The following is a 21,364-nucleotide window of genomic DNA, read 5'->3' on the forward strand; positions in this document are numbered from 1 at the left end:
CGCGCGCAGTGGCTCGCGGGGATCTACCGTCTGGCGCCGCTGCGGGCGGCCGCGCACCGGCTCGGCGCCGACGCCCACGGCGCCAGCATGCGCGGACTGCTGGCCCCGCTCGAGCTGCGGGGCGTCCGCGACCAGAACGGCGAGGGGAGCGACGTGGACACATGGCAGGATGTGGAGAGGAGTTCCGCACTGCTGACCAGCACCCCACCGTGGAGCAATCCGACCGCGGAGCAATCCGACCGCGGAGCAATCCGATGAGGAGTGATACCCAATGAGCGCCTCGACCCCGCTTCCCCCTGAGGCTCTCGACGAGTGGCTGGTGGCCCTCGCCGCCGCACTCGGCCTGGATCCGGCCGACATCCCCGTGGGCACGCTGCTCGACGTGGCCCGCGACGTGGCCCACAACGTGGCCCGGCCCGCCGCCCCGCTGAGCACGTTCCTGGTCGGTCTGGCCGCCGCCCGGAACGGCGGCACACCCACCGCCATCGAGGCCGCCAGTGCGCTGGCCACCCGGCTCGCCCTCACCTGGCCGCCGGACCAGCCGGAGGTGACACGCTGATGGCGACCATCCGTTTCTTCGCCGCGGCAGCCGAATCCGCCGCCGCCGACGCGGCCGCGATCGATGCCGCCACCATCGGCGACTTGCGCGCCCAGCTCACCAGCCTCTACGGCGACGAGTTCGAGCGCATCCTCGGCCGGTGCTCCCTGCTCGTGAACGGCACGCGGGCGACGGATGACACGGTGCCGCTCTCCGGGAGCGACACCGTCGACGTGCTGCCGCCCTTCGCCGGCGGCTGACGCCCGCCGATTTCGGTTCTGTACGACCGAATCATTTTTCACGGCGTTCACGCGTTGTCGCATTTCCGCTGTACCGCGAGGGTGGAAGCTACGCGGGCCTGGTGCCCGGCAGCAACCAGCCGAGGAAGTCCATGTCAGTCGCAACGTCCCCGCAGTTCGCCTCGAAACTCAAACCGGATCTGTCCAACTGGGACCCGGAGAATGACGAGACCTGGGATCCGGGGCTCGCCTGGCGCACCCTGTGGATCACCACCTTCAGCCTGACTCTGAGCTTCGCGGCCTGGTACCTCGTCAGCGCGATCGCCCCGCGTCTGAACGACATCGGCTACTCCCTCGCACCCAGCCAGCTGTACTGGCTCGTCGCCCTCCCCGGGCTCGCCGGCGGCCTGCTGCGCCTGGTCTTCATGTTCCTGCCGCCGATGATGGGCACCCGCAACCTCGTCGCCATGTCGTCGGCCCTGCTCATGATCCCGATGCTCGGCTGGACCCTCGCCGCCCGGGACACGTCGACGCCGTACTGGGTGCTGCTCTCCCTGGCGTTCGCGGCCGGCATCGGCGGCGGAACCTTCTCCGGTTTCATGGCATCGACCAGCTACTTCTTCCCCAAACGCCTCGCCGGTACGGCTCTGGGCCTGCAGGCAGGCCTCGGCAACTTCGGCATCGGCCTGATGCAGCTGATCCTGCCCTGGGTCGTCGGATTCGGTCTGCTCGGCACCGCCGCCCTCACCCCCCAGAGCAGTGCCGACGGTGACCTCGTCTGGCTGCACAACGGTGGGCTGGTGCTCATCCCCTGGGCTCTGCTTGCCATCGTCCTGGCGGTGATGTACCTGCGCCGGGTGCCGATCACGGCGAACTTCCGCCAGCAGATGGACATCTTCCAGGTCAAGCACACCTGGATCATGACCGCCATCTACCTGATGAGCTTCGGCGCCTACAGTGGCCTCGCCGCCCAGATGGGCCTGATCATCCTCAACGTCTACGGCGACTTCCCGGATGCCCCGAACCCGCTGGCCTTCGCATTCATCGGCCCCGTCCTCGGCGCCCTGGTGCGGGGGGCGAGCGGCCCGTTCTGCGACAGGTGGGGCGGCGCGATCTTCACGTTCATCGGTGGCCTCGGCATGGTGGCGGGAACTGCCCTCACCGCCTTCTTCCTCACGCCGACCAGCGTGGACGAGTTCTGGGGCTTCCTCACCGGCATGTTGATCATCTTCTTCTTCGCCGGGCTGGCCAACGCCGGCACGTTCAAGCAGATGCCGATGATCTTCCCGAAGCGTCAGGCCGGCGGAGCCATCGCCTGGACCTCCGCCATCGCGGCCTTCGGACCGTTCGTCGTGGGCATCTCGCTCACCATGATCAGCCCGACCGCGTTCTTCGCCGGCTGCGCCGTGTTCTGCGTGTTCTGCACCTGGCTCGCCTGGTTCTACTACGCCCGAAAGGGTGCTCCCTTCCCCAGCTGATCGATCTGCCGGAGCGGAGTACGATCCCCGCATGGAACAGCTGCACTTCACGATTCGGATCGACGCTCCGGTACACGCCGTCTGGAGCACGATGCTGGACGCGTCGACCTACCGGGACTGGACCCGGGCGTTCCATGAGGGTTCCCACTACGTCGGAAGCTGGGCGGAGGGCAGCACGATCCGCTTCCTTGCCCCCGGCGAGGATGCTTCCCACAGCGGGCTGGTGGCCACGGTCGTCGAAAACCGGCTGGACGAGTTCATCTCCCTGGAAATCCACGGTGCTGTCTCCCGGGGCATCGACGACACCACGAGCGCTCACGCGCGGCGGTTCGCGGGCGCGCACGAGGACTACTCCTTCAGCGAGTCCGACGGGGTGACCACACTCGTGGTGGCCGTCGACACCGACGAGGAATTCACGGCCATGTTCGCTGCGGATTGGCCCCGCGCCCTGGCGCGGCTCGCGGAGCTCGCCGAGGAACGGGCCGCCACCGCCGACTAGCTGCCCGAATCCTGCCAGCCGTGGGCGATGAAGGGGTCGGACTGGGAGTTCCGCGCCCCGAACGGAGCGGAGCGGGTGGTCGACGCCCGATCCGCACCAGCGCTGCTGCCCATCCGGCTGGGGCTGTGGCCAACTCAGGAGATCCGTCCGGCCGGGCCGAACATCCACACTGGTTCCGCACTGATCCGTGGCGGCCGGTGCATGCCGGCAACGGATGTCCTGAGTTGGCCACACACACACACACACACACACACACACACACACNCACACACACACACACACACACACGCTCGCGCGACCGGGCCTAACCCGCGGAAGAGTCAGGGGAGCCAGAATCTCCGCCGAGTGGACCCGCGAGGTTGCCGCCGGCGTGGGCGCCGACAGCTCCGTGACCGACTGAGTTCAGGCCGGCTCAGTCGTCGTCTTCGCCCCCGGCGGGCGCCGGTGCTCCCCCGGCCTCGGACCAGACGGCCGCCGCCCCGCTGTGACCGATGCGCACGGCCTGCACGATGGTTCCCATGGCGGCGCCCAGCGCGGCCACGGCCAGCACGATGGCCACCCACTTCGGGGTGCGGGCGACGGATGTCCGGCCGCCGACCTCCCGGTAGTTCCACCAGAGCAGAACGGCAGCGACCACGACCAGGGCGGCAACCCAGGGCAGCAGCCCGTCGGCCAGCTCGGAATGGGTCTCGACCAGCGCGGTCTCGGTGACCCGCTCTCTCAGCGCCTCCCCGGATTCGCGCGCCAGCGGCACGAGAACGAGTGCGGCCAATGCGAGGATCAGCGGCAGGAACTTCGCCCACCGGCGAAACCGGGGCCAGAGGGCCGCGACGACGACGACGAGGGCGCCGTGGGAACGACGACCGCGGTCGCGTGCACCACGAGGGGGTGCACAGGCAAACCGAAGATGGTGTCGAGCAGCGCATCGAACATGTGTCTCCTTCTGGGGCATCCTCAGGCACGAAATTGGACCCACACCGGCAATGCTAGGCACCGGAGCGGAACCCCGCCATACAGCGCAGGCTTCGCTTACCAGCCCGAGTGCGGCGGGATCAAGACGCCCTCGATCGCCTGCAGGCGGCCTGGCGTGCGCGCGGGCTAGCCCTTCGGGCAGCCCAGGTGCCGGCGGCCTGCATCATCCGTTACCCCTGCGCGACCCGCTCCCCCGGCTGCATATGGCGGCTGCGGGTCGCGCACCGGCGTCGACGTCCCTGGGATCTTCGGCTAGCGGCGGCCGCCCACCTTTTCGCGGGTGTCCCTCGGTAGTTCGCTCTTCTCCCAGCCACGGCGGGCCTTCTGGGAGCCCGCACCGCGGTGGCCGTCCCGCGAGCGGTAGACGATGTAGGGACGCACGAAGTAGCCGAGCGGCGCCGAGAATACATGTACCAGTCGGGTGAAGGGCCACAGCAGGAAGAGCATCGTGGCGGAGAGCACGTGCAGTTGGAAGAAGAACGGCACGTCGCTCATCAGCGCCGGGTCCGGCTGAAAGGCGTACAGGCTGCGGATCCACGGCGAGATCGACCCACGGTAGTCGTAGCCGGCGCCGAGCACCTGGTAGAGCACGGTCGCCGTCGTGCCGAAGGCGATGGTGCCGGCGAGGAACAGGTACATGACCTTGTCCATCACGGTCGTGACCAGCTTGACCCGGGCGACCAGGCGGCGACGGATCAGCAGGATGGCGAGGCCGGCGATGGTCAGCACCGCGGCGACGCTGCCCAGCCAGGTGGCCCCGAGGTGGTAGATGTGCTCGGTGACGCCGAAGAACTCGAGCCACGGTTTGGGGATGAAGAGTCCGACAATGTGACCGCCGAAGACCATCAGGATGCCGTAGTGGAACATGGGCGAGCCCCAGCGGAGCCACTTGTTCTCGTAGGTCTGGCTCGACCGTGAGGTCCAGCCGAACTGGTCGAACCGGTAGCGCAGAAGGTGGCCGACGATGAAGACCCCGGCGGCGGCATAGGGGAACGCCACCCAAAGCAGAATGTCGAGCGGATTCATACCCGTACTTCCTCGCTGTTCGCGCCGGACGGCGAGAACGGTTTGAGATTGCCCAGGAAGGTCATGCCGACCGTCTCGGTCGGCGGACCCTCGTTCACCAGGTTGAGGTAACGCTGACGCGTCTCCTCGTCGATCTTCGGGAGAGACAGGGAGACCGCCTCCACAATGTGCGCGTAGGGGCTCGGCACGGCCTCGAGTGCCATGCGGAGCACCTCAATCCCGTCGCGGTGCGCGGCGAGCAGTTCTTGGGCGATCGGCGAGTCGCTCCGCGCGGAGAATTCGAGCACCATCGGCAGGTAGTCGGGCAGTTCGTCGGCGGCGACCTCCCAGCCCGCGGCACGGTAGGCCTCGACGAAGCGCACGAGCGCCATGCCGCGGCGACGGGTGTCCCCCGCCGCAAAGTAGCTCAGGTACGGGCAGCACTTGCGCTTGAGGTCGAAAGTGGCCGTGAAGTGGATCTCCAACTCCTGCTGCGTCATCGCATCCGCTTTCGTCAGGAACGCCTCGAAGGCGTGGCGGAGCGGATCCGGCAGCAACGCCACCGACGCGGCGACAGCACCGAAACGGGCCCGTCGCTCCTGGCTGGGGTAATCCAGCAGAATTGATGCCGCCATGTGCGCCATCCGGCCGTCCTCCACGGACAGAGGCAGCGCCGTGACCTTGCGGGTCGGGAGCTTCGGCAGCCTCATGCGGGACTCCCGGAGGCCTTCGGCGGGAACATGCCCTCCGGCACGCCGCCGCCGGTCCAGTTGAGCAGGTTGACCCGGCCGGGCGTGGTGGGCTTCGTGCGTTCGGAGCCCTTGCCGACCATCTCGTTGTAGTTGTCGACGGTCGCGTTCAGCGGCATCCCGGGGGTCTTGCCATAGGGGCCGGCCGCCGTGGCGACGCTGGGGCCACCCATACCGGGGCCGCCGTCGGTGTCGAGCGAGCAGGCGAGTTCCTCAAGCTCACGCGCCGTCTCGACGTGCGCCTTGGGGATGACGTAGCGATCCTCGTATTTGGCGATGGCCAGCAGGCGGTACATGGCCTCGATCTCGGGACCGGTCATGCCGACCGCTTCCGGGATCGACTCGTCGCGGTCGCGGCCCAGGTTGATGTCGCGCATGTACGACCTCATGGCGGCGAGCTTCCGCAGCGAGGACTCGACGGGAACGACGTCTCCGGCCGAGAACAGCCCGGCGAGGTATTCCACCGGGATGCGGAGCTTGTCGATGGCGGCGAACAGGGTGCGGGCATCCTCACCGTCGTTGTTGGTGGTCGAGATGACGTCGACCACCGGGGACAGCGGAGGGATGTACCAGACCATCGGCATGGTGCGGTACTCCGGATGCAGCGGCAGAGCCACCTTGTACTCGGAGATGAGCTTGTAGATCGGGCTGTTCTGGGCCGCGAGGATCCAGTCGTCCTCCATGCCTTCGGCCTTCGCCGCGGCGATGACCTCAGGGTCGAACGGGTCGAGGAAGCAGGCGCGCTGGGCATCCAGCAGGTCGTGCTCGTTCTCGACCGAGGCCTGCGCGAGGACCGCGTCGGCGTCGTAGAGCATCAGGCCGAGGTAACGCAGCCGGCCGACGCAGGTCTCCGAGCAGATCGTGGGCTTGCCCTGCTCGATCAACGGGTAGCAGAGCGTGCACTTCTCGGCCTTACCCGTCTTGTGGTTGAAGTAGACCTTCTTGTACGGGCAGGCGGAGACGCACATGCGCCAGCCGCGGCATCCGTCTTCGTCGACGAGGACGATACCGTCCTCCTCGCGCTTGTACATGGCGCCCGAGGGGCAGGCCGCGACGCAGGCGGGGTTCAGGCAGTGCTCGCAGATGCGCGGCAGGTAGAACATGAAGGTGTTCTCGAACTCCATCTTCACGTGCTCGCTCATGGTGGCGAGGATGGGGTCGTCTGCCGCGGTCTCCTGCGAGCCGCCGAGGTCGTCGTCCCAGTTGCCGGACCACTTGATGTCCATGTTCTGGCCGGTGAGCAGCGACTTGGGCCGGGCGACGGGGCTTTCCGTGCTCAGCGGAGCCTTGGTCAGCATGTCGTAGTCGTAGGTCCACGGCTCGTAGTAGTCGTCGATCACCGGGAGGTCGGGGTTGTTGAAGATGGTGGCGAGGCGCTTGATGCGGCCACCGGAGCGCAGTTTCAGGCGTCCGCGCTTGTTGCGCTGCCAGCCGCCCTTCCACTTGTCCTGGTCTTCGTAGCGGCGCGGGTAGCCGACGCCGGGCTTGGTCTCCACGTTGTTGAACCAGACGTATTCGACGCCGGTGCGGTTGGTCCACACCTGCTTACAGGTGACCGAACAGGTGTGGCACCCGATGCACTTGTCGAGATTCATGATCATCGACATCTGAGCCATTACGCGCATTTAGTACTCAACCTCCTGGCTGCGTCGACGGATCACGGTGACCTCATCGCGTTGGTTCCCGGTCGGGCCGAGGTAATTGAAAGCGAAGGACAGCTGGGCGTAGCCACCGATCAGGTGACTCGGTTTCAGCAGGATCCGGGTGAGCGAGTTGTTCGTGCCACCGCGCATGCCGCTCGTCTCGGCGATCGGCACGTTGATGGTGCGGTCCTTCGCGTGGTACATGTACACGGTGCCCTCGGGCATCCGGTGCGAGACGACCGCACGGGCCACGACGACGCCGTTGCGGTTGTAGGACTCGATCCACTCGTTGTCGCGCACGCCGATCTTGTCGGCGTCCTGCGGTGACATCCAGATGGTGGGCCCGCCGCGGGACAGCGACAGCATCATCAGGTTGTCCTGGTACTCGGAGTGGATCGACCACTTGGAGTGCGGGGTGAGGTAGCGCACGGCCACCTCGGCCCGGCCCTTCGAGCCGGTCGCGCCGGTGGACGAGGTCGACCCGACGATGGAATCATCGAACAGGCGGTGCATGTCCAGCGGCGGCCGGAAGATCGGCATGGTCTCCCCCAGCTCGATCATCCAGTCGTGGTCGAGGTAGAAGTGTTGCCTCCCGGTGAGGGTGTGCCAGGGCTTGAGGTGCTCCACGTTGATCGTGAACGCGCTGTAGCGTCGGCCGCCGTGCTCGCTGCCGGACCATTCCGGGGAGGTGAGTACCGGGACCGGGGCACCCTGCACATCCGGGTAGGAGAAGCGACGGCCCTCGTTGTCGCTGGCCAGGTGCGCCAACTTCTGGCCGGTGCGCTCCTCCATCCTGCGGAAGCCTTGCGTACCGAGCCGTCCGTTGGTGGTGCCGGAGAGCGCGAGCACCATTTCGCAGGCCTGGATGGCGGTCTTCAGCTGCGGCCGTCCGGCGGCGGGGCCGCTCTCGACGAGCCCGTTCTTCTTCGCCAGGTAGGCCACCTCGACGTCGGGGTTGAACTTGACGCCCTTGGTCATCATGCCGAGCTTCTCGGTCAGCGGGCCGAGGGCACCGAGCCGCGCGGCGAAGGCCGGGTAGTCGCGTTCGACCACGACCAGTTTGGGCATGGTCACGCCGGGCACCAGCACCTGGTCGTATTCGACGATGCCGTGCGGGGCGCTCATCGCATCCGGGGTGTCGTGCAGCAGCGGAACGGCGACCAGGTCCTTCCGCACCCCGAGGTGTTCCACGGACATCTCGGAGATCTTCTCCGCGAGGATGTGGAAGATGTCGAAGTCGGTCTTCGCCTGCCACGGCGGGGCGATCGCCGGGTTGAACGAGTGGATGAAGGGGTGCATGTCGGTGGTCGACAGGTCATTCTTCTCGTACCAGGTGGCCGGCGGCAGCACCACGTCGCTGAAGATGGTGGTGCTCGTCATGCGGAAGTCGCTGGTGACCATCAGGTCAAGCTTGCCCTCGGGGGCGGTCTCGTGCCACTTCATGGTCTTCGGGCGCTTCTCGGGCGGCGATTCGGGGGCGCGAACGGCGTTCTTGGTGCCCAGCAGGTGCTTCAGGAAGTACTCGTTGCCCTTGCCCGACGAGCCGATCACGTTGGCCCGCCAGACGTCGAGGATGCGCGGGAAGTTCTCCGGCGCATCCGGGTCCTCGATGGCGTACTCGAGGGTGCCGTCGCCGAGGGACTCGACCACGTACTGGGCCGGGTCGACGCCCGCCCGGACCGCGTCGTCGACGAGGTCGAGCGAGTTGCGGTTGAAGGTGGGGTAGCCGGGCATCCAGCCGCGCTTGGTCGACTCGACCAGGCAGTCCGCGGTGGTGCGGCCGGCGAAGGTGCCTGCGCCGAGCGGGCTGGACAGGGTGTCGGCGGCGAGGCCGTCGTAGCGCCACTGGTCGGTGGCGAGGTAGAAGAAGCCCGTGCCGATCATCTGGCGGGGCGGGCGCACCCAGTCCAGGCCGAACGCGTACTGGCCGTAGCCGGTGAGCGGGCGCACCTTCTCCTGGCCGACGTAGTGAGCCCAGCCGCCACCGTTGACGCCCTGGCAGCCGGTCATGGTGGTCAGTGCCAGGAAGGCCCGGTAGATGGTGTCGGAATGGAACCAGTGGTTGGTTCCGGCACCCATCAGGATCATCGAGCGTCCATTGGAGTCTTCGGCGTTCTGCGCGAACTCGCGACCGATGCGTTCGGCGGCCTGCATCGGCACCGAGGTGATGCCCTCCTGCCAGGCAGGGGTACCGGGTGAGGTGGCGTCGTCGTAGCCGGTCGGCCAGACACCGGGCAGGCCTGGCCGGCCGACGCCGTACTGCGCGAGCAGTAGGTCGAACACGGTGGTGACCAGCTGGCCGGCCACCATCCGCACGGGGACGCCGCGACGGATGATGCCCGCACCGCCCGCGTGCTGCTCTCCGATCTCGTCGGTCTCCGGAGCAACGTCGAACCGGGGCATGTCGATGGCGACGGACGCCTGGTCGTAGTCGGGCGCGTCGGCGATGGACAGGAGCGGGTCGACACCCTCGAGGTCGAGGTTCCACTTGCCGACGTCGGTCTCGGAGAAACGGTGCCCGATCGAACCGTTGGGCACGACGACCTCGCCGTCGTGGCCCAGAAGCACCGGCTTGAACGCGGCGCTGGCGACCGTCGGGGCCAGGCCGGGCAGGGCATCCGCGGTCACGAACTTGCCGGGCACGTACGCGTCGCCGCGCCTGGTGAGGCTGATCAGGTAGGCGGAGTCGCTGTAACGCTTCATGTAGTCGACGAAGCGGGGCGTGCGGCGGTCGACCAGGAATTCCTTGAGCACGACGTGGCCCATGGCCAGCGCGAGCGCGCCGTCGGTGCCGGGGTGCACGGCCAGCCACTCGTCGGCGAACTTGGAGTTGTCGGCGTAGTCGGGCGAGACGGTGATGACCTTCTGGCCCTTGTAGCGGGCCTCGACCATGAAGTGCGCGTCGGGCGTGCGGGTGACCGGCACATTGGAGCCCCACATGATCAGGTAGGAGGAGTTCCACCAGTCTGCCGATTCCGGCACGTCGGTCTGGTCGCCGAACACCTGCGGGGACGCCACGGGCAGGTCGGCGTACCAGTCGTAGAACGAGAGCATGGTGCCACCGAGCATGGAGATGAACCGGTTGCCCACCCCCTGCGAGACGATCGACATGGCGGGGATCGGCGAGAAGCCGGCGATGCGGTCGGGGCCGTACTTCTTGATGGTGTGCACGTGGGCGGCGGCGACGATCTCGGACGCCTCGTCCCAGCTGGTGCGCACCAGGCCGCCCTTGCCGCGGGCGCTCTTGTAGGCGCGGGCGCTCTCGGGGTCGCCGGTGACCTCGGCCCAGGCGAGCACCGGGTCGCCGGTGCGGGCCTTCGCCGCACGGAACAGGTCGAGCAGCACGCCGCGCACGTAGGGGTACTTGACCCGGGTCGGCGAGTAGGTGTACCAGCTGAAGGCGGCGCCGCGGGGGCAGCCGCGGGGCTCGTATTCGGGCGAGTCGGGGCCGACGGAGGGATAGTCGGTCTGCTGGGTCTCCCAGGTGATGATGCCGTCCTTGACGTACACCTTCCAGGAGCAGGAGCCGGTGCAGTTCACACCGTGGGTGGACCGCACCTCTTTGTCGTGGGTCCAGCGGTCGCGGTAGAACGAGTCGGCGTCGCGGCCGCCCGTAAGGAACACGGAACGCAGGTCGGGTGAGGCCTTGCCTCGACGCAGGAACCGCCCGAGCTTCAGGATCGTGTCGTCGATGGGGCCGTCGATGCCGGGCTTGGCCGGCCGGGTCTTAGCCGGCTTCGAGAAAGCCGAATTCTTGAGTGTTTTCACAACGTACCCCTTGCACTGCCCGGGGTCACCATGGTCGGCAACCACCCTCGGACTCCAGTCTCAGGGGTGGCGAAATTCGCTACAAGCCGGAAACGCCGTGATAAATGATTGCCGGCTTGAGCCGTTCCGGGGCGGTGGGTGCGGCGCCTGTTTCGACACCTGGGTCGGCGTCGGAACGGTGCAGGTCGAGGGTGCAGGTGTTCAGTTCGACCAGCGGGTGCAGCGCGTCGGCGCTCAGGGGTCCCTCGGTCCTTTCGAGCAGGGTTTTCAGCAGCCCGAAGTGCACCCGGCAGACCTCGGGGTGCGCCTTGACCATCTCGCTGTACGGGCATTCGTGCAGGTGCACTCGGTTGCCGTCGGCACCGTCGATCTCGAGCCGCGCGTCGAAGCCGGACTCGTCGAGGTGGTCGTCGAGGGCGTCCAGCTGCCGCTGCAGCGGCGAGTGGATGACGGCCTCGACCCGCAGCATCCGTCGCACCTGGTCACCGTGGCGATCGGCGGCTTCGGCCTTCGCGGCCCGGATGGAGCCGTCGACGTGGTTCGGGCCGGCGGCGGCGCTGTACAACATCCGAGGCCGGCCCTTGGAGTCTTTATTTTCCGGGTGACAGGTGACGAAACCGTCCCCGATCAGGCGCTGCAGGTGCTCCCGGGCCGTGTTGTGGTGCAGACCGGTGGCCTCGGCCAGGTCGCCCACCGTCATCGTTCCGCGCTGCTGCAGGAAGTACAGAAGCTGAATCCTGCTGAAGGACGCGAGCGTGCGGTAGCTCGACGAGGGGGAGGACGGCGTCACCTCCTAATCATCTCCTTATTTTCTGAATTCTCTGACTTTTTCGGGGACTGGACATGCAATTCGGACGAAATCCGACGCCGTACTCTGCGTTCCGCGCGCTGCCCGGACCGGCGCAGCAGGCGCATCGCATTCACAATCACGATCAGTACGGATGCCTCATGCACGAGCATGCCGCCGAACATCGTCACGCCGCCGAACAGCACACCGGCCAGCAACAGCACCACCGTGACCAGCGCGAGGGCCACGTTCTGGTGCATGACGCGCACCGTGCGGCGGGCCAGGTCGATGGCGGCGGGGAGCATCAGCAGGTTGTCACCCATCAGCGCGATGTCGGCGGTCTCGACCGCGACGGCCGAACCGGCCGCCGCCATCGCGATGCCGATGTCCGCCGTGGCGAGGGCCGGGGCGTCGTTGACGCCGTCTCCCACCATCGCCACGACGTGGCCGTCCCGCCGGAGCCCGGTGACGACGTCGAGCTTGTCCTCCGGCAGCAGCGACGACCGGATCTCGTCGATGCCGACGTGGGCACCCACGGCCTGCGCCACGAGCGGCCCGTCGCCGGTGAGCATGACGACCCGAACAATCCCCGCCGCGTGCAGCGCGTCCACCATGTCGGCGGCGTCGGGACGCACCTCGTCGGCCACGGCGAGGACACCGGCGACGACGCCGTCGAGCACGACGATCAGCGGCGTGCGCCCGTGGGCGGCGAGTTTCTCGGCCAGCGTCGTGGCGGCATCCGTGCCCGCGATCCGGTGGGCGCGGAGCAGGGCCGGATTGCCGATCAGCACGGTGCGGCCGGCCACCGCGGCGACGATGCCCTGCCCGGGCACCGACGTGATGTGTTCCGGCAGGCCGGTCACCTGGGCGCCCTGCGCGGCTTCGCGTGCGGCCTCCCGCGCGGCGGCCTGCACGATCGCTCCGGCCAGCGGATGCTCGGAGCCGGCCTCCGCCCGTGAAGCCCAGTCGAGCACCTCGGCACGGGTCAGGGCGGGGTTCAGCACCACGACATCCGTCAGGACCGGACGGCCCCGGGTGAGGGTGCCCGTCTTGTCGACCGCGACGACCGTGATCTTCGCGGCGGTCTCGAGGAACTCGCCGCCCTTGATCAGGATTCCGAGCTGCGCGGCGCGGCCGATCCCGGCGACGATCGCGACCGGGATGGAGATGACCAGGGCGCCGGGACACCCGATCACGAGCAGGGTCAGCGCCAGGAATACGTCGCCGGTCACCACGCCGACGATGATCGCGAGCACCAGGATGCCGGGGGTGTACCAGGCCGAGAACCGGTCCATGAAGACCTGGGTCGGGGCCGTGGCCTCCTGCGCCTCCTCGACCCGGTGCACGATGTGGGCCAGGGTGGTAGCCGCGCCGACCTCGGTGGCCAGCACCTGCAAGAAGCCGCCGGTCGAGACCGTGCCGGCGAAGACGCGGTCGCCGGCGCGCTTCTCGGCCGGGGAGGACTCGCCCGTGATGGAGGCCTCGTCGATCGTGCCCGTGCCCTGCTGCACGGTGCCGTCGACGGGCACTCGCGCGCCGTTCTTGACCAGGACGGTCTCCCCGGTCCGCACGGACCCGGCCAGGACCTCGAGCTGCTCGCCGTTCCGCAGCACGAGGGCGACGTCCGGGGCCAGGGCCACGAGCGCGGTCAGGGCGGAGCGGGTGCGGTTGAGGGTGGCCGATTCGAGGGCATGCCCGATCGCGAACAGGAAGGTCACGGCGGCGGCCTCCCAGTATTCGCCGAGCACGATGGCGCCGACGGAGGCGACCGTGACAAGCAGGTCGATGCCCACGACCCGGGCGAGCAGCGCTCGCCCGGCGGTCCGCATGATCGGGAACCCGGCCACGACCGCGGCCGCCACCATCGCCGCGTCGGAGACAAGCGGCGGCACCGGCAGGAGGCCGAGCAGCCAGGCGGCGCCGATCAACGCGCCGGAAATGAGGGGAATCAGGTGGCGGCGCACGATGGTCATGTCACCCCCCTGTCCGCCGGTCAGAACGCGGCCAGGCGGGCGGTGTAGCCGGCCTTGCCGACGGCGGCGATGAGGGCATCCGTGCTGACGACGGCCGGGTCGTGGTCGATCTCGATCCGGGCGGTGGCGAAGAACACGGTCACGGCGCTGACTCCGGCGAGGCGGCCGATCTGCTTCTCGATCTTGGCGACACAGGACGGGCAGGAAAAGCCGTCGGCCCGCAGGATGGTGTGGACGGTGGCCGGGGTGGATGTCGGGGTGGATGTCGGAGTGGATGTCGGAGTGGATGTTGTGGTGGGGATGATTGTGGTCATGACTGCGACGTTACGAACCCGAGGCGGCGGCAACCATGACGGCCGTCACTTTGCCGCAACCAGACCGGAACGGTCGAGCACGGCGGTCCACCGTCGTCCGGAATCGATCAGCCCGTCCCGGCGCAGGCCGCTCATGGCGCGGGACACCGACTCGGCGCTCGTGCCGGTCATGGCGGCCAGGTCGGCGCGGGTCAGAGGCAGCTGGATCAGGGTGGTACCGGCGCCGTCCCCCGGCACGCCGAAGGTGTCGGCGAGGCGCAGCAGGGTCGCTGCCACCCGCGTTGTGACGGTAACGGAGGCCTGCTCGGCCTCCCTCGACCGCGCCCGATGAAGGCGGTCGACGACGACATCCAGCACGCGCAGCGCCACCGGCGGATGCGCGAGCAACATCTGCCGGAAGGCGCCGGATTCGAGGCGCAGGGCGCAGGTGGTCACGAGGGCAACGGCCGTCTCGGGGTACCGACCCGCGTCCAGCGCGGTCAGGCTTCCCAGCACCGCTCCCGGGCCGAGGAAGTCGAGGCTCGTGAACTGCCCGGTCGAGGTCGATCGGAACACCTTCGCCTGGCCGGCCGCGAGTACAAACACGTGCTCGGACGGCTCGCCGGCGGTGAACAGCGTGTCTCCGGGACCCCAGGCGAGCGACAGCATCCGTTCGGCCAGGTCGGCGAGCTCGCCGGCCGACAGGTCCTGGAAGATCGGGATCTGGCCGAGAATGCTGTTCCGCATGGCGGAGGAGCACGGATGCGGCCGCGCACAGGTGCTGCGCAGCGGTGTGCGCCGGGCCACGCTCACGGCTTCGTCTCCGGGATCTCGAGGTGGGCGAGGCAGACGCCCGGGCGGGCGAACGGCTCGAGGGTGACGCCGACTCCGGGTGTGTGCAGGCGCTCGAGGGCGCCCTCCATCAGGCCGCGGTGCACCGCGCACACGACGTCGCTGTGCTCCTTGGCCACATCGAGGAACGGGCAGCGGTGCAGCTCGATCACGACGTCGACCGGAGCGGCGGCGCCGCCGAAAGCGACGTCATCGGCAGCACCGGCATCCCCGAGGCGCGGCTCGAAGCCGACCTCGTCAAGGATCTGAACGATACGCCCGACCGATGCTCCGTGGGCCGCCCCCGACTGCGCGTCGGAGAGTCCGGTATCCGTCTCGGCCATCTCCCTGCCCCAGCGCCGCCCGGCCTCCGCGGCCGCGGCCGCGCCTGCCCCCGAGGAAACATCCCTGCCCAGGCCGCCGGCCAGGAGACCGGCAAGAAGCCGGTAGGACTCGGCGGGGACCTCGGCGGCGGGTGACGTGGCGCGAAAGAAAAGCCGGGGCCGCCCGGGACGCACGCGCGCCTCGACGGTCTCGGCAACCAGGCCCACCTCGACCAGCCGGTCGAGGTGGGACCGAACCGTGTTCGCGTGCAGCCCCACCGCTTGGGCGATGGCCGGCACATCCATCGCCGCGTCGGCATCGCGCAGGAGTTCGAGAATGGCGACCCGACTGATGCCGGAGAGCACGCGGTGGGTGCGGGCGTCAAGGGGTTCGATAGGCACCAGACTAGTTTTCCCTATATCTATGGTAAAAACAACTGAGGGCCGAAATTCGGCGCTGAGCTAGGACTTGCCCCATGACCGACACGCACGTGCGCCCCATCCGGGTGCTGCACCACGACACCGCCGAACGGCCCTTCATCGTCATCTGGGAGGTGACGCGCGCCTGTCAACTGGTCTGCACCCACTGCCGGGCCGACGCCATCCGCACTCGCAATCCGTTCGAGCTGAGCACGGACCAGGGTCGCAAATTGTTGGACGACCTCGCCGCCTTCGGCACACCGCGCCCGCTGGTCGTGCTCACCGGCGGGGACCCGTTCGAGCGCCCCGACCTGCCGGAGCTCGTCGCCCACGGTACCAGCCTCGGCCTGAGCATGGCCCTCTCCCCCTCGGTCACCCCGCGCCTCACCCGTGAGGTCCTGGTCGAGCTCCACGACGCCGGGGCCAAGGCGGTCTCGCTCTCGCTGGACGGCGCCTCAGCGGCCACCCACGACGCCTTCCGCGGTGTCGACGGCGTCTTCGACGACACCATGATCGCCGCCCGAATGGTGCGCGAGGTCGGCTACCGGCTGCAGATCAACACGACCGTCACCCGCGACACCGTGCACGAGCTGCCCGGCATCCTGAAGACCGTCCTCGATCTCGGCACCACCCTGTGGAGTGTCTTCTTCCTCGTGCCCACCGGCCGCGGCAAGCTCCTGAACGCTCTGACCGCGGCCGAGGAGGAGGAGGTACTGCACTGGCTGCACGACGTCTCCGACCTGGTCGCCATCAAGACCACCGAGGCACCCCACTACCGACGCATCGCGCTTCAGCGGGCCGGCGTGGACGACGGGGTTGACCTCGACACCGCGTTCCCAGTCGGCCCACTGAGAGCCTCGCTGCGGGAGGCCACGGAGCGGTTGCTCACCGGTGACGAGCCGAGGCGGCGGCGTCCGCGGGCCCCCCTCGACGTCAATTCCGGGCGCGGGTTCGCCTTCGTCGACCATGTCGGTCTCGTTTACCCCAGCGGGTTCCTGCCCGTGTCCGTGGGGTCGGTGCACAAGCAGCCCTTCTCCGAGATCTACCGGGAGGCGCAGCTGCTCCAGGAGCTGCGCACCCCGGATCTCTTCGGCGGCCGGTGTGGTCACTGCGAATTTCGCACGGTCTGCGGCGGCTCCCGCTCGCACGCCTACGCGGTGACCGGGGACCCGCTCGCCGAGGACCCCAGCTGCGGCTACCAGCCCAGCACCGACTGAGCAGCCCGGAACGCTGATCGGTTTACAGCAGCTCACCGCACGCAGAAGCGCCCGGCCGAGTAATCGGCCGGGCGCTTCTGCGTGCGGTGGTGCGCGGCAGGTCAGTCCAGGTGGTGCCCGCCCTTGACCCAGCGCAGGGCGCCAAGAATACCGATGGCCACGCCGAACATCCCGACGATCATGCCCACGAAGAGCCAGACGAAGAGCGGTTCCAGGCCGCCGACCGTCTGGTCGACTCCGACGATCGTGCCGCCGAGGAACCCAGCGATGGGTGCGATGATGCCGGCGAAGGCTCCGATCAGCATCAGACGGATGCTGAGGGCGCGGTCGCGTGAAACGATGTCGGCCATTAGGAAGAAACCTCCGTTGTCTGTGCTGCGGCAGCCGCAACGGCGGTCGCAACGGCGGCGGCGAAGGCCGCGGCGGCCCCCGCCGGGTCCGGCAGGGGAACCGTGTCCGCACCGGGGGGCGCGGCGCTCGGCTGGGCCACCTGCTGGGTGACCTTGCCGTTGAGGAACGGACCGAGAATGTCCATCGGAAGCGGGAAGACCACAGTCGATTTCTGGTCGGCGCCCAGCTCGAGCAGGGTCTGCAGGTAGCGCAGCTGAAGCGACGCGGGATTGCGGCTCAGGATTTCCGCCGCCTGGCCCAGCTCCTCCGACGCCTGCAGTTCACCGTGGGCGTTGATGATCTTCGCCCGGCGGTCCCGCTCGGCTTCGGCTTCACGGGCCATGGCACGCTGCATCGCCTGCGGAATCTCGACATCCTTGATTTCGACGACCTTCACCTGCACGCCCCAGGGTTCGGTTTGCGCATTGATGTTGCGGGCGAGGTCTTCGTTCAGGTCGGCCCGGTGGGCGAGCAGGGTGTCGAGGTCGGCGCGGCCCACGACCGAGCGCAGCGTTGTTTGCGACATCTGGGAGGTGGCGATGGCGTGGTTCTCGACCGCCATCACCGAACGGACCGGGTCGGTGACCTGGAATAGGACGACGGCGTTGACCCGGGCCGGAACGTTGTCCTTGGTGATGACGTCCTGCGGCGGGATCGTGAGGGTCACGATCCGGAGGTCGACCCGCACCATCTTGTCCAGTCCGGGGAACACCATCTGCACACCCGGGTCCCGCACCGGGCCCAGCCGGCCGAATCGGAACGCCACGCCGCGCTCGTATTCCTGCAGCACCTTGAAGGAAGCTGCCAGCCAGACGAGCAGCAGCGCCACCACGATCAGGGCCGCGATCTGCCAGGCCATCACGAGTTGCCCCTCCGGCTCCAGCCCACGGCGGGGCCGGAACGACCCGGGTCGGCCTCCGTCTCCAGTTCAGCCCAACGGGCTGAGAATGAGGCGCTCACTGTGTTTCCTTTCATCGTTTCCGGATCGGCGTCGGTTTGCTCCGACGCCCGGGCGCTCGCGTACGGTTCGATTTGAACCGGCCGCGGGCCCGTTTTTCTGATGCTGCCGTAGCCGCTGCGCCGCTGCGCCTCGACCGCCGCCGTGGCGGCGCGGGCCGCGACGCTTTCGTCGAGCCCTACGACCTTGAGATGCTCGGGAAAGCGAGCGGGCGTGCGACGCAGGTGCGACCACAACGGCCAACTGCCGGCGGCGATGACGGCCGAGGCTGACCCCAGGATCAGCAATTCCACGCCCGTGCGGTTCTGGAACATGGACGCCAGCGGCCAGATGAGCCCGAGCACGACGACGGAGCAGGCGATCCCGCGATGGAACCGTTCTGCCTCCGAACTGGGCCAGGGGTCGATGTTTCGCGCGAGCTGCCGGCCCGCATCCGAGGTGGTGCAGGTGTCCTTGACCGGGCAGGGGTTGCAGACCGTGGGGCTGGCCTGGTATCGCGTCACCCGGTTATCCGGATCGAAGGAGATCGGCCAGAGCCACTGGTCCTCCTGGCACTTCCAGGCGTCGTGGTTTTCGTGGTACTCGAACCCGCTCGAACTCATGGCGGTGGTTTTCGCCCCGGTGCGTCTCGCCAGGAGGTCCAGCACGTGTGCTACGGCCAGCAGGAAGCCGCCGTAGACAAGCGCGAACCAGACCTCCGGATTGATGGACGCCATCACACGCCGCCGCCCGGGCGGTCCCCACCGAGCTCTCCGGTGCCGGTGGAGCGGTAGTCCGAGGAATATCCGGATGTCGGCTCCGCGCCGCCGGTGACCGTCGCGCCGGTGGGGACCGCCTCGACGAACAAAGCCTCCATCGGCACGTCGTGGGTGGTTGCCTTGATGCGGTAGCGAACCCCGAGCCAGGTGATCCAGACGAACGGCATCACGCCTCCGACGATGAAGACGATGTCACCGGGCATCCGCAGCCATTCGAGAACGGCGTTGCCGGGCTCGTTGATGAAGTTGAGGCTGCGGGCTTCGAAGTAACCGTCGTTGATGGAGTGCCAGAGCTGAATGACGCCGAGCGGCAGCAACGTTGCGAACGTCATCCAGGCCAGGCCGATGTTGAGGCACCAGAACGAGATCTTGGCGAGCTTGTCCGGCCAGCGCTCGGCCGGGATCAGGTAGCGCAGGGCGAAGAGCGACAGACCGACGCCCATCATTCCGTACACGCCCATCATCGCCGCGTGGGCGTGGTTGGCCGTCAGCGCGGTACCGATCTCGTAGTACGAGACGATCGGCAGGTTGATCAGGAATCCGAAGACGCCGGCACCCAGGAAGTTCCAGAAGCCGACCGCGACAAGGAACATCACGGCCCAGCGGTGCGGGAACGGAGCCGAACTGCGCGACTCCTGCCGGGCACCGAGTTGGAGGAAGCTCCAGGCCTCGATCGTCAGGAAGGTCAACGGGATGACTTCCAGGGCGGAGAAGAAGGCTCCCAGCGCCATGTGCTCGACGGGGGTTCCGGAGAAGTACAGGTGGTGCATGGTGCCGAGGATGCCACCGGCGGAATACAGGATGACGTCGAGCAGGATGATCTGCATCGCGATCTTGCGGTGCACAACCCCGAGCATGACGAAGATGTAGGCCACCATCACGGTCGTGAACAGTTCCAGGAAGTCCTCAACCCAGAGGTGCACCACCCAGAAGCGCCAGAACTCGGCGACGCTCAGGTGAACCTCGGTGCCGGCGAGCATTCCGACGGCGTAGAACGCGGGGATCGCGAGACCGGCGTAGAAGAAGAGCCACGGCAGGTTGAAGCGGTGCTCAGACTTCAGACGCGCCCGGATGCCGCGGTAGATGATCGCGATCCAGAGGAAGAGTCCGACGACGAGCATGCCCTGCCACACCTTGGGCAGGTCGATGTACTCCCACTGCATGTCCCAGAACGGCGAGCCCTTCGCGGCCTCGACGCCGAAGATGCTCAAGGCTTCACCCACGAACGATCCGACGATAACCAGGGCGAGGGCGCCGAGCAAGCCGTAGGCCAACCAGTGCTGACGTTTGGGTTCACGCCCGGAGATATACGGGGCGAGGAAGATGCCTGCGGCCAGGAACGAAGTGGCCGTCCACAACAGCGAGAGCTGCACATGCCAGGTTCGGGCGAGGTTGAACGGCAGCAGCTGAGCCAGGTCGACCCCGAAGAAGCTCGACAGGTCGACCCGGTAGTGCTCGATGGCGGCACCCAGGAAGGCCTGGGCCAGGAACATCAAAGCCACCACGAAGAAGAACCAGGCCGTGGCGGTCTGGGCTGGTGTCACCGCCACCTCCCCCGGCTGTCGGAAGGACAGTGCCGGGGTTTCTTCCCCGTGCTGCCAGCCCATCCTCTTGCTCCACCGGCCGTAGAGGCCGAAGAGGGCGCCGAGGGCGACCATCAGGGCCACGAGCGAGAGGCCGCTCCACACGATGATGTCGGCGGTCGGAACGTTATCCACGAGCGGCTCGGCCGGCCAGTTGTTCGTGTACGAGTAGTTGTGACCGGGCCGCTCAGCAGAGGCTGCCCAGGACGTCCAGGCGAAGAAGGCGGTCAGGTCGTGGATGTCCGCCGAGTCCGTGATGGCATTCGGGATCAGACCGTATTGGGTGGTCGGGGAACCGAAGAAATCGGCGTAGTGCTGCTTGAGCGTGTCGAAGGCCTCGATCTGCAGATCGGTGAATTCGAGGTCGCCGGTGGCCTTGTCGTAGCGGTTGGTCCGCATCATCTCGACGAGGGCACCCTGTGGGTCCTGCACACCGGACGCGGTCAAAGCCTCGAGCACCTCGGTCGAGGAGCGCCGCAGGTAGTCGGCCGTATAGTCCGGTCCGAGGTAGCCGCCGTGACCCAGGATCGAGCCATACTGCTGCAGGCCGCGCCGCACGAAGGTCTGCTGGCCCGCGGTGATGTCGGCCGTCGTGAAGACAACCTCACCCTGCGAGTCGACGACCTGCTTGGGCTGGGGCATCGAGTCCGTATAGGTCCTCAAGGCCAGGAAGCCCATCACGGCGAAACCGAAGACCATTACCAGGGCTACGCCCTGCAACCATCCTTTGGAAACCATCAACTCCGATCGCAGTTTTCCTGCACCGGCTCTCAATCGGACCACGGTGGGCCCCTTTCCATGTTGCGTGATTCAAGGGCGCGGAAGCAGGTGCTGCCACCTGTCACGGTTCCTCCCCCGGATAGGTCACGCGGGGTGGTTGAAAGCTACCACAGGATTAAAAGTATGAGTGACATTTCTAATCACTTCACCAAACTCGCAG

At 67.8% G+C, this 21,364-nt stretch carries 20 protein-coding genes and 1 pseudogene; 6 read left to right on the forward strand and 15 right to left on the reverse strand.

Going from position 1 to position 21,364, the window contains the following annotated elements; all coding sequences use genetic code 11:
* The 5 genes and pseudogenes from E3T34_RS15725 to E3T34_RS04950 form a co-directional block, all read left to right on the forward strand.
* Positions 1–258 (forward strand): annotated as a pseudogene (locus E3T34_RS15725) (hypothetical protein); the annotation flags it as partial.
* Positions 259–271: 13 nt separating this feature from the next.
* On the forward strand, positions 272–559 hold the full coding sequence (locus E3T34_RS04935; protein ID WP_104101339.1) for a DUF6457 domain-containing protein: 288 nt from the start codon (positions 272–274) through the stop codon (positions 557–559).
* On the forward strand, positions 559–798 hold the full coding sequence (locus E3T34_RS04940) for a MoaD/ThiS family protein (RefSeq protein ID WP_104101341.1): 240 nt from the start codon (positions 559–561) through the stop codon (positions 796–798). Before E3T34_RS04935 ends, E3T34_RS04940 begins: the two co-directional genes overlap by 1 nt.
* A gap of 131 nt (positions 799–929) precedes the next feature.
* On the forward strand, positions 930–2,255 hold the full coding sequence (locus E3T34_RS04945; protein WP_134342346.1) for an MFS transporter: 1,326 nt from the start codon (positions 930–932) through the stop codon (positions 2,253–2,255).
* 31 nt (positions 2,256–2,286) lie between these two features.
* Complete coding sequence (locus E3T34_RS04950; RefSeq protein WP_134342347.1) at positions 2,287–2,754, forward strand: SRPBCC domain-containing protein; 468 nt, start codon at positions 2,287–2,289, stop codon at positions 2,752–2,754.
* Between the two features lie 412 nt (positions 2,755–3,166).
* Here E3T34_RS04950 and E3T34_RS15730 read toward each other — a convergent pair whose 3' ends face one another.
* From E3T34_RS15730 to E3T34_RS05005, 11 genes are all read right to left on the reverse strand, one after another.
* Entirely contained in the window at positions 3,167–3,526 is a 360-nt protein-coding gene (locus tag E3T34_RS15730) for a hypothetical protein (protein WP_134419425.1), read from the reverse strand.
* 8 nt (positions 3,527–3,534) lie between these two features.
* A complete protein-coding gene (locus E3T34_RS15735) occupies positions 3,535–3,687 on the reverse strand; it encodes a hypothetical protein (protein ID WP_158250273.1) in 153 nt (50 codons plus the stop codon).
* Positions 3,688–3,978: 291 nt separating this feature from the next.
* Positions 3,979–4,752, reverse strand: a complete 774-nt coding sequence (gene narI, locus E3T34_RS04965; protein ID WP_104194627.1) for a respiratory nitrate reductase subunit gamma — start codon at positions 4,750–4,752, stop codon at positions 3,979–3,981.
* Positions 4,749–5,441, reverse strand: a complete 693-nt coding sequence (gene narJ, locus E3T34_RS04970; protein WP_134342348.1) for a nitrate reductase molybdenum cofactor assembly chaperone — start codon at positions 5,439–5,441, stop codon at positions 4,749–4,751. The genes narI and narJ overlap by 4 nt, the downstream gene beginning before the upstream one ends.
* Entirely contained in the window at positions 5,438–7,105 is a 1,668-nt protein-coding gene (gene narH / locus E3T34_RS04975) for a nitrate reductase subunit beta (protein WP_104101357.1), read from the reverse strand. Before narH ends, narJ begins: the two co-directional genes overlap by 4 nt.
* A complete protein-coding gene (locus E3T34_RS04980; protein ID WP_134342349.1) occupies positions 7,106–10,891 on the reverse strand; it encodes a nitrate reductase subunit alpha in 3,786 nt (1,261 codons plus the stop codon).
* Positions 10,892–10,970: 79 nt separating this feature from the next.
* Positions 10,971–11,681, reverse strand: a complete 711-nt coding sequence (locus tag E3T34_RS04985; protein WP_134342350.1) for a metalloregulator ArsR/SmtB family transcription factor — start codon at positions 11,679–11,681, stop codon at positions 10,971–10,973.
* Positions 11,678–13,651: a cation-translocating P-type ATPase gene (locus tag E3T34_RS04990; RefSeq protein ID WP_134342351.1), complete on the reverse strand. Its 1,974-nt coding sequence runs from the start codon at positions 13,649–13,651 to the stop codon at positions 11,678–11,680. Before E3T34_RS04990 ends, E3T34_RS04985 begins: the two co-directional genes overlap by 4 nt.
* Positions 13,652–13,671: 20 nt before the next feature.
* Positions 13,672–13,965 carry a heavy-metal-associated domain-containing protein gene (locus tag E3T34_RS04995; protein ID WP_134342352.1) on the reverse strand — a complete coding sequence of 98 codons (294 nt, stop codon included), beginning with the start codon at positions 13,963–13,965 and terminating at the stop codon, positions 13,672–13,674.
* A 45-nt stretch (positions 13,966–14,010) separates the two neighbouring features.
* A complete protein-coding gene (locus E3T34_RS05000) occupies positions 14,011–14,691 on the reverse strand; it encodes a Crp/Fnr family transcriptional regulator (protein WP_104101694.1) in 681 nt (226 codons plus the stop codon).
* A 62-nt stretch (positions 14,692–14,753) separates the two neighbouring features.
* Positions 14,754–15,500 (reverse strand): metalloregulator ArsR/SmtB family transcription factor, encoded by a 747-nt coding sequence (locus E3T34_RS05005; protein ID WP_134342353.1) that lies wholly within the window; start codon positions 15,498–15,500, stop codon positions 14,754–14,756.
* Positions 15,501–15,574: 74 nt separating this feature from the next.
* Between E3T34_RS05005 and E3T34_RS05010 the strand changes: the two genes are divergently transcribed.
* The gene (locus E3T34_RS05010; RefSeq protein ID WP_104101370.1) at positions 15,575–16,735 is read left to right on the forward strand and encodes a TIGR04053 family radical SAM/SPASM domain-containing protein; all 1,161 of its coding nucleotides are present in this window, start codon (positions 15,575–15,577) and stop codon (positions 16,733–16,735) included.
* 101 nt (positions 16,736–16,836) lie between these two features.
* On the opposite strand, the gene E3T34_RS05015 is transcribed toward E3T34_RS05010, so the two are convergent.
* Genes E3T34_RS05015 through E3T34_RS05030 form a run of 4 tightly spaced genes read right to left on the reverse strand, consistent with a single transcriptional unit; the run spans position 16,837 to position 21,162 of the window.
* Entirely contained in the window at positions 16,837–17,085 is a 249-nt protein-coding gene (locus E3T34_RS05015; RefSeq protein ID WP_134342354.1) for a hypothetical protein, read from the reverse strand.
* Positions 17,085–17,984 (reverse strand): slipin family protein, encoded by a 900-nt coding sequence (locus tag E3T34_RS05020; RefSeq protein WP_104101375.1) that lies wholly within the window; start codon positions 17,982–17,984, stop codon positions 17,085–17,087. The genes E3T34_RS05015 and E3T34_RS05020 overlap by 1 nt, the downstream gene beginning before the upstream one ends.
* The gene (locus tag E3T34_RS05025) at positions 17,984–18,799 is read right to left on the reverse strand and encodes a hypothetical protein (RefSeq protein ID WP_174720207.1); all 816 of its coding nucleotides are present in this window, start codon (positions 18,797–18,799) and stop codon (positions 17,984–17,986) included. Before E3T34_RS05025 ends, E3T34_RS05020 begins: the two co-directional genes overlap by 1 nt.
* Positions 18,799–21,162, reverse strand: coding sequence for a nitric-oxide reductase large subunit (locus tag E3T34_RS05030; RefSeq protein ID WP_104101377.1), 2,364 nt, complete (start codon positions 21,160–21,162; stop codon positions 18,799–18,801). Before E3T34_RS05030 ends, E3T34_RS05025 begins: the two co-directional genes overlap by 1 nt.
* Positions 21,163–21,364 lie beyond the last annotated feature (202 nt).

This window comes from Cryobacterium sp. TMT1-62 (assembly GCF_004403145.1).
In the GTDB taxonomy this organism is placed as follows: Bacteria; Actinomycetota; Actinomycetes; order Actinomycetales; family Microbacteriaceae; genus Cryobacterium; species Cryobacterium sandaracinum.